This window comes from Gemmatimonadota bacterium, from assembly GCA_009835325.1.
Classification (GTDB): Bacteria; JAAXHH01; JAAXHH01; order JAAXHH01; family JAAXHH01; genus JAAXHH01.
In genome coordinates, this window is record VXWP01000031.1 from 1 (window position 1) to 8,390 (window position 8,390).

7 protein-coding genes are annotated in these 8,390 nt (G+C 59.7%); 2 read left to right on the forward strand and 5 right to left on the reverse strand.

Annotated elements, in window-relative coordinates:
• Positions 1-529: 529 nt before the first annotated feature.
• The 3 genes from F4Z81_03425 to F4Z81_03435 all read right to left on the reverse strand — a co-directional run bounded on the left by F4Z81_03425 (position 530) and on the right by F4Z81_03435 (position 2,979).
• Positions 530-1,249 (reverse strand): NAD-dependent epimerase/dehydratase family protein, encoded by a 720-nt coding sequence (locus tag F4Z81_03425; protein MXW04102.1) that lies wholly within the window; start codon positions 1,247-1,249, stop codon positions 530-532.
• An 82-nt stretch (positions 1,250-1,331) separates the two neighbouring features.
• Entirely contained in the window at positions 1,332-2,102 is a 771-nt protein-coding gene (locus F4Z81_03430) for an NAD(P)-dependent oxidoreductase (GenBank protein MXW04103.1), read from the reverse strand.
• Between the two features lie 55 nt (positions 2,103-2,157).
• Complete coding sequence (locus F4Z81_03435; GenBank protein MXW04104.1) at positions 2,158-2,979, reverse strand: amidohydrolase; 822 nt, start codon at positions 2,977-2,979, stop codon at positions 2,158-2,160.
• Between the two features lie 88 nt (positions 2,980-3,067).
• Between F4Z81_03435 and F4Z81_03440 the strand changes: the two genes are divergently transcribed.
• Positions 3,068-3,454 carry a hypothetical protein gene (locus F4Z81_03440; GenBank protein MXW04105.1) on the forward strand — a complete coding sequence of 129 codons (387 nt, stop codon included), beginning with the start codon at positions 3,068-3,070 and terminating at the stop codon, positions 3,452-3,454.
• A gap of 91 nt (positions 3,455-3,545) precedes the next feature.
• Here F4Z81_03440 and F4Z81_03445 read toward each other — a convergent pair whose 3' ends face one another.
• Positions 3,546-4,418 carry a 6-bladed beta-propeller gene (locus tag F4Z81_03445; protein MXW04106.1) on the reverse strand — a complete coding sequence of 291 codons (873 nt, stop codon included), beginning with the start codon at positions 4,416-4,418 and terminating at the stop codon, positions 3,546-3,548.
• 214 nt (positions 4,419-4,632) lie between these two features.
• Entirely contained in the window at positions 4,633-5,526 is an 894-nt protein-coding gene (locus tag F4Z81_03450; protein MXW04107.1) for a phytanoyl-CoA dioxygenase family protein, read from the reverse strand.
• A 332-nt stretch (positions 5,527-5,858) separates the two neighbouring features.
• Between F4Z81_03450 and F4Z81_03455 the strand changes: the two genes are divergently transcribed.
• Positions 5,859-8,387: a hypothetical protein gene (locus tag F4Z81_03455; GenBank protein ID MXW04108.1), complete on the forward strand. Its 2,529-nt coding sequence runs from the start codon at positions 5,859-5,861 to the stop codon at positions 8,385-8,387.
• Positions 8,388-8,390 lie beyond the last annotated feature (3 nt).

Sequence of the window (8,390 nt, forward strand, 5' to 3'; positions counted from 1 at the left end):
TTCCCCATATCATTTTACAGGTTTGTTCGGTAAAACCGATCTTAATTTTGTTTACGAATCCGATTACTTTCGTTCCTGTCCCTTAACTCGGTTATTGTACTTTGCCTTGGGCAATCTCAAACACCATTACAAGTAACCGAACGTCTCGTATTCGGCGTCAATGTAAACCCAGTTTTCTGCGAGTTGGGGTCTGGTATCCTTCGGATCATACATGGCAAAGGCGATATCAGCTCGTCGTGTACCTTTTTTACCAGTCATCCTTTCTGTTGCCCCTTCGACCTTTCTTAAGAATCTCCGTCGTGATTCTCCTGGTAATCTGGACATAAACCATCCTCCTTTCTTTGACTTGGTTCGATCAGTTCGCCGTACTTTTTGCGCCGGATTTCGAAATCAACGTGATAGACTGATCCCAAACGTGATAGACTAATCCCAGATGAAAGGTATAAAATGACGTAGTAGTTGTCAAATCCTCCAATCCTTCATCCAAGATCCACCGACAGACGTTCTCCCCGGGGCGACTGACTGTCCGCTACCCCGCCGGCCTCCGTTGCCACTTCCACCACTCTTCCTGCGGCGCGTAGCCCAGGATGCGTTCCGCCTTTTCCAGGCTGTATCTCCCCGGTCCATAGTGGCTGTGCAGGTTGAAGGCCTGGTAGAATTCGGGAACCGAGGGGAGTTCGAGGCCCTGGCGGCAGGCCACGGCGAGATCGTCGTGGATGATGAGGAATTCTCGCGTCGAGTTCTTGCCGGTATGCTCGGTCGGCCGGGGCGCCAGGCCCTGGAACAGGTAGCAGACCGTGTGGATCTTGTGGTGCCGGGCGAAGCTCCGGACGATCTCGTTGCTCAGGTGCTTGGTGATGAAATAGTAGTCGGAGGAAGGCGCATCGGGCGCGTCGACGGGGATGTCGGTGTCGTGCACGTAGGCCAGGAGGGTCTGGGCCGGACCGGTGTGGATCACCTTCCTGATCCCGGCGTCGGCGGCCGCCTTCATCACGTTCCAGGCCCCGACGGTATTGACCTGGAAGCTCAGCGTGTCGTCGTGGCGCAGGACCGTGAAGTTCATGACCGCGTCCACGCCCTCCACGGCCTCGCGGACCTGGCCGTAGTCCCGCACGTCCACGGTGAGGACGGGCTTTCCGTCCGGGTGGTCCTTGATGTCGGCCAGCCGCAGGTCGTAGTCCTGCTCGAGCGCGGGGGTGATGTGCGGCGCGATGAGCCCGGAAGCGCCGAGCAGCAGGACTTTCTTCATGGATGGCACCTCGATACGGCATCGGTTGCGCGCCGAGGTCCGAGGTCTGTGGCGGTTTCAAGACAGAACATCGTGCCTCCCCTCAGCCCCGCCAGTTCGCGGCGAAGTTGTGGACCGGCGCGTAGCCGAGGTTGCGCGCCTGGTTGATGAGGTACTTCGGATTCTCCAGGTCGGCGCAGATGTGGTACGTGGCGTACCTGCTTGTCCACCAGACCTGGTCCGAGGCGTCGCGCTCCAGGGCGAGGCGGAAGGCCTGGGCCGCGTCCCGGTAGTCCAGCCACAGCAGGTCGGGCGCCTGGCCGGCCACTTCCTCTTCGCTGACGAGGTTGCCCAGCCTGAGTCCCGTGACCGTCACCATGTGGTCCCTCGCGAATTCGCGGGCGGTGTGCTCGCCCAGGTAGCGGGACATGGCCGGCATGTCGGGCTCGGGCAGCGGCTTCCAGAGTTCGCTGATGTACACGTCGTCGGGATAGGGCCGGAAGAGGTCGAGGGTCCCGCCGTAGACGAAACGCTTCACGCCCGCCTCCACCCCGGCCTTGAAGAGCTGGTGCGTGCCCCGCGTGGCCAGTTCCAGGAGATGCTTCTCGCGCTCCACCTCGGACTCCGGCAGGTCCTGCGGCGGCTCGCCCGTGTGGACGACGGCGTCCATGCCGCGGACCGCCCTCCAGGCGAAGTCCTGGTCCAGCAGGCTGCCCTGGGCCTCATCGCCTGCCCATTCGCCGCGCGTTTCGCCCCCGGTCGCGGCTGGCGCTTCGACGGGCGATTCGTCCACAAGACGGAGCGAGTGGCCTTCAAGGGCGTCGGCCACCGCCCGTCCCAGCCGGCTCGCGGCGCCGGTGATCAGTATGTTCATGGTTGCTCCTTTGAGACTCGAATTTTGTCTGCGAGTTTTCCGAATTCAGCTCCGACTAATCATTAAAGGTCCACAGGTCCAGGGCCGTGCCGCCCAGCACGCGGGGCATGTCCTCCGGCGCGATGAACTTCATTTCGTCGCGGACGACCGTCAGGGTTTGGCCGTAGGCGGCGTTCGGGAGGCAGACGGGCCAGTCGGTGCCCCACATGATGCGCTGGCCGCCGAATGCCTGGTAGACCGCCTCGACCATGGCGTGGGTATCCGACCAGGGATAGTCCTGATTCGAAATGGACCAGGTATGGCTGATCTTCACGTATACGCGGGGGTACCGGGCCAGGTCGAGTACGGCCTGGATTTCGTCCGGCCGGTCGGGCTGCGCGTCGGCCATGTGGTCCACGACGACGTCGAGGTTGGGAAACCGGTCCAGCAGGCCAGCCAGGTCGGGCAAGCGCCCGGGCCGCGTCAGCATGAGCAGCGGGACCTCGAGTTCCTCGGCGCGCCGGAAGATGGGCGGCATCAGGGGGCCGCGGAACCAGTCGCCCGCAGGGCCTTCGGCTGGACTCAGCCGCACGCCCTGGAAGCCGTGCTCCTCCACCCACCGGCTGAGGTGATCCGGTGCGGCGGGGTCTTCGGGATTGACGCGGCAGACCCCGGCAAACCGGTCCGGGTACGTGCGCAGGACGTGAGATACGTATGCATTGTCCCAACGGTAGCCGATGTATTGCACCAGGACGGTCTTCTCCACGCCGTGCCGGTCCATCAGGGCCAGGAGCATCTCCGCCGTTCGGTCCTCGGCGGGCGGTGCGTCGCTCTCCGAGGGCCAGGGGAAAGCGGGATCGTTGACCCAGACATGGGTATGGGGGTCGATGATGCGCATGGTTCTCGCAGGGTGTTAGGCTTTGAACGATTCGCTAATGTCGAGACCTGAACCGATTAAATCAAGGATAAAGTGAGGTGCATGCGCAATGGCAAGACAGAACCTGATCCTGGGTCTGCAGGCGTTCTCGGCGATCGGTATTTTCGCGCTGGGGCTGTTGACCTATTTCGGCCAGTCTAGCCGGGACCTCCGTCTGGAGATGCGGCAGGGATTCGAGTCCATCCGGGTGGAAATGAGGGGAGAAAACCGAGCCTTCAGAACGGAAATGAGGGAAGAAAACAGCACTTTCATGGCGGAAATGAGGGAGGAGTTTGACGCATTCAAGACGGAAATGAAGAGAGAGTTCGGCGTATTCAGGACGGAGATGAGGGAGGAATTCGCGGACATCAGAAGGGAGTTGAGAGACGTCAACACCCGCCTTTCACGCGTAGAAGGACATCTTGGGATACCGCCGGTCCAGATCCCGGTTCCCTGATCGCTGCTGGTCAAATGGAGCCGGCGAGTCGTAAGGGTCGGCCAGTCCGACAGGGGTCAGCGGGCCATAAGGTTGAGCCGAACCGATTGAATCAGCGCGTGCGAACGAACTTCTGCAACCGGGCGTCGGCCTGGACTTCGCCGACGTAGAGGTCGCCGCGTGAATCCATCCAGATGCCGTGGGGACATCCGGCGAACTCGCCGGGCCGGTCGCTGCGCCGTCCGCCTCCCCAGCTGCTTACGAGGTCGCCGTCCAGGGTGTATATACCTACCTGTTGTTCGAGTTCGGCCACGTAGACGATATCCTCTTCCGGGTCAAAAAAGGTGGTGTCGGGCTTGCCGGGAACGGCGCGTTCCTCGAGGTAGTTTCCTTCCAGGTCGAAGAGCTGGATGCGCTCGTTGGTGCGATCGCACGCCCAGATCCGGTCATGGCGGTCTATGCGGACGCAGTGGCTGAGTTCGAACTGGCCCGGGCCTGAGCCCCAGCTTCCCCAGGAGTGGATGTGGCGGCCCTCGGCGTCGTAATGGTGGATCCGGGCATTCTCGTAGCCGTCGGACACATAGATGTCGCCGTTCGGCGCGACGACGGCATCGGTGGGTTTGCGGAAGGGATCGCCGTCCGCCGCGCCGGGAACGCCGGGCATGCCGATCACCCTCACCTGGTTTCCGTCGCGGTCGAACTTGCGTACGCAGTGATCCAGCCAGTCGGTGAGATAGAGGTTGTCCTCTCCGTCGATGTAGATACCATGCGCATCCTTGAGTATGCCGTCGCCGATCGTCTTGATGAATTGGCCGTCGCGGTCGAATACGATCAGGGGATGCTCGCTCCGCGAATACACGTACACCCGATCCTGGGAATCGCACGCCACGCCGGTTATCCAGCCGAAGGACCAGCCCTCCGGCAGGCTGTACCAGTTCTCCTGCAATTCGTAGGTATACGCGCCGCTGCCGAAACTCATTTGCATGCCTCTTTCTTTTGAAAAGCCGCCTCGATGCCGGAGTACAGATGCACGATCCAGCCGTAACCCAGCATCCACAGCATGACCGCGAGGACGAAATGGATGACCGCGGCCGGCCTGCGGCCCTGGTACAACTGTCCCAATCCGGGGACGACCAGACTGAATACCATGACACCAAACCTGGTGCCGAGGGGCGAGCCTCAAAGCATGATGGTTCTCCTTAAGGCGCCTGCGCAACCCTGTGGGCCTGCTTGGGATTGCGGCGCTGTTCCTCCAGGGCCTCGACCCAGCTGTCCGCCCAGGCCTGGTGGTCGGTCAGTACGCGCTCCGGATTCGCTCGGCTCCGCACGCAGAAGTCCGGAAAAAAGGGCCGGCCCGTCGGCGCGCCATAGGCCACGTAACGCAGGTCCAGGCTCCAGCGCACGTCCCATTCGGTCAGGTTCGGCGTGGACCGGTGGGGCGTATACTGGCTCAGGAAGACGACCCCGCCCTTGCGCACTTCGGCCGGTTCCGCCTCGGTCTCGGGCATGAGGTCCGGCTTGATGCGCGTGCCCGCGTCCGACACGTGGTCGAGATGGCCGGTGTGGATCACGTCCGGGATCACCTCCAGGCACCCCCGTTCCACCGTGGCGTCCACCAGAGGCAGCCAGCAGGTCAGCGCCAGGGTCCGGTCCGACTCCGCCCAGCTCACCCCCGAGTCCTGGTGCCAGGGCACGTTGTACGACGGGCTGGCGTCCAGGCGGGACGGCGGCTTGGCCCGGATGTGCTGTATGGGCGAGCAGGTGATTTCGGGGCCGACCAGGGACTCCACGGCGTCGAGCAGGTTATCGTTCCGGAGGAAGTCGAAGACCGGCTTCGCCCGCAGGTCATAGATGTCCATGCCGCTGCCGATCTCGGTGCTCTGGGCGAACAGCCGGGCGTAGCGCGTCAGGAAGGGTTCGTCTTCGTACAGGTCGGCAATCTTGCCCTCGAAGTGCAGGTTCCGCGCCTGCCGGTCGACGAACTCCGTCATGGTCTCGATCACGGGATCCAGGTCCGCGTCGGTCAGCACGTCCTCGACGACCACCAGACCGCGGTCGTGGAACTCCGCCAGTTGCGCTTCGGTGAGGGCCATGGGCGTTCTCCTATGTTCTCTTTGCAGTTACGGCGGCCGGGTCTTACGGCCGATTTGATCCTAATGGTACGCTGATCGCGGTTTTCAACAGCCGATGCAATCCAGATCCGGTGCTAATCAGATGGTCACGATAACATAATCGCAAAACAGTGCGTTGGCAACACGGGAGGATCGGAAATCGACTATCACAGAAACAAACCGCAGAATCATGTTTATGTCATATTTACGAATTTTTCTTAATTGTGTATGTTTTCTATTTGGTATGTTCACATTATCTAACTAATTTCATATATCGAATCTCGTGAAATAGAACGGACAGCAATGTCAGGCGTATGAATCGAGTTCTGATGCGTACCCATCGGTGTCTGTTTTTCGGGTGTAGATCCTCGTTCTTCGCCGCGGTGTTGCTTGTGACAGCCTACCTGTCCCTGGCCACCTGCGGCAAAGATAGTCCGACGAAGCCGACAGCTCCGGAACCGACTCCTCCTCCACCGCCTCCCCCGGCGCCGGTCGCCACCCGTATAGAAATCACCCCTTCATCTGTTACGCTCAACTCTATAGGGCAGACAGCACCGTTAACCGCCAGGGTCTTAGATCAGAACAATGCAGTACTCAGTGGTGCTGCCGTAGTCTGGTCCAGTAGTCTGCCGGGCGTGGCCACGGTGAGCGCCCAGGGGCTGGTGACCGCAGTCGCGAATGGCAACACCCAGATCACCGCACGATCAGGAAATGTGTCTGCTTCGGTTACCGTAATCATTTCACAGTCCGCGACGAAAGTCGTCATTGAGCCGACCTCTGCGAACCTCATGGCCATCGGTCAGACGGTGCAGTTGACGGCTTCCGTGTTGGACGGAAACGGTCAGCCAGTAGCGGACGCCGAGGTCACCTGGTCGAGCAGCGACGAGTCCGTAGCTACCGTGAGCGGTCAGGGTCTGGTGACGGCGGTGGCGAGCGGCACTGCGCAGATCACCGCCAGTGCGGGAAGCGCGTCGGCTTCCGTTTCCGTCACGGTGATGGTTGCCCGTCAGGACCGGGAGGCACTGGTCGCCCTGTACAACAGCACGAACGGAACGAACTGGACCAACAGTACGAACTGGTTGACAGATGAGCCCCTGGAAACATGGTACGGTGTTAGCGCGAACGACCGGGGCGAGGTGACAAATCTGTTTCTGAGCGAGAACAACCTTGGGGGGACGATACCCTCTAGTCTGGGTCAACTGCATAATCTCTATTCTTTGTATCTTGATGGCAACCAGTTGACGGGCACTATCCCTCACGAATTCGGTCGACTCACTAACATCAGAACACTGCGTCTCAGCGAAAACTCTTTGACGGGTGCCATCCCGCCCGAACTTGGGCAACTGACCCACCTCATTCTGCTGAATCTCGCCAACAACGAATTGACGGGTGCCATCCCACCCGAACTCGGTCAATTACGCAATCTTAAGAACCTGAACTTTGGCTGGAACGCGTTGACCGGAAGCATCCCTCCCGAGCTTGGTCAATTGAGCAATCTCACAATTTTGAGTCTTCGCTACTCGCTGTTGACGGGCGCCATCCCTCCCGAACTCGGTCAACTTCGAAATCTCGAAGAGATGTTTCTCGACTCGAATGAATTATCCGGAAGCATCCCCTCCGAACTCGGTCAACTCACTAACCTCAGAAGACTGGTACTTTCCAATAATACAGGTCTTTCCGGACCGTTGCCCTCAACGATGACCGAACTGACAAACTTGCAACTGTTCCATATTGACAAAACACTGTTATGCGTCCGGCCAACGGTTGAATTCCAGGATTGGTTCCGCACGATAGCGGAAAGGCGCGGTTCAACCTGTTCCGATCAGGAACGGGATGCTCTGATCGCGCTGTATAACCGTACGGACGGCCCGAACTGGACCAACAACTCGAACTGGTACAGCTTCAAGTCTCTGAACGAATGGCACGGCGTAATCACCGACGCCGAGGGCAAGGTCGTCAAAGTCGACCTTGAGGATAACAACCTGAATGGATCGCTTCCAGGATCACTGGGCGATCTGACAAGTCTAACGGCGTTGAACCTGTCGTTCAACACGGCCCTCACCGGGACTCTACCGCCTACTTTCACGAGCCTCGGTCTGGAGGAGTTACTGTTGGAAGGTACGCAATTATGCGCTCCTTCGGACGACGGTTTCCAGGCATGGCTTGAAGGCATTTCGCAACGGAACGGTGCCGACTGCATCGACACCCGACGGGACTTCTACCCATTGACCGTACTTTACGACAGCACAAATGGGCCGGAATGGACCAACCAGTCGAACTGGCTGACCGGTGCGGCCCTGGATACCTGGTATGGCGTGACGACCAATGAACTCGGAGAGGTGACGGGCCTGGACTTGCAGGAGAATAACCTGGCAGGAACGATTCCACCCGAACTGGCGCAATTCGATAAACTGGAGACACTGCACCTCGGCATTAACCAATTAACGGGGCCGATTCCACCCGAACTCGGACGACTCGGTAACATGACGTATCTGTACCTTGGGTGGAACCGGTTAACGGGGCCGGTTCCTTCCGAACTCGTTCATCTCGAGAACCTGACTTTCCTGCACCTTGGCTACAACCGGTTGTCGGGAACCGTATCTCCCGAACTCGTACGACTCCCCGACCTGAGGGAACTGAACCTGGCCGATAACCAGTTGACGGGCACCATACCTGCCGAACTCGGACAACTTGGGGATCTCGAATATCTGAAGTTGTATTTCAACCAGTTAGGAGGCGCCATACCTCCCGAACTCGGACAACTTGGCAATCTCCACCTCATGAACCTTAAGGGAAATAAGTTGACGGCCTTCATCCCTCCCGAACTCGGACAGCTAGGTTGATTG

Coding starts and splice junctions, on each gene's coding strand:
- F4Z81_03425 (MXW04102.1), bottom strand. CDS start 1,249: ATGAAGAAAGTCCTGCTGCTCGGCGCTTCCGGGCTCATCGCGCCGCAC.
- F4Z81_03430 (MXW04103.1), bottom strand. CDS start 2,102: ATGAACATACTGATCACCGGCGCCGCGAGCCGGCTGGGACGGGCGGTG.
- F4Z81_03435 (MXW04104.1), bottom strand. CDS start 2,979: ATGCGCATCATCGACCCCCATACCCATGTCTGGGTCAACGATCCCGCT.
- F4Z81_03440 (MXW04105.1), top strand. CDS start 3,068: ATGGCAAGACAGAACCTGATCCTGGGTCTGCAGGCGTTCTCGGCGATC.
- F4Z81_03445 (MXW04106.1), bottom strand. CDS start 4,418: ATGCAAATGAGTTTCGGCAGCGGCGCGTATACCTACGAATTGCAGGAG.
- F4Z81_03450 (MXW04107.1), bottom strand. CDS start 5,526: ATGGCCCTCACCGAAGCGCAACTGGCGGAGTTCCACGACCGCGGTCTG.
- F4Z81_03455 (MXW04108.1), top strand. CDS start 5,859: ATGAATCGAGTTCTGATGCGTACCCATCGGTGTCTGTTTTTCGGGTGT.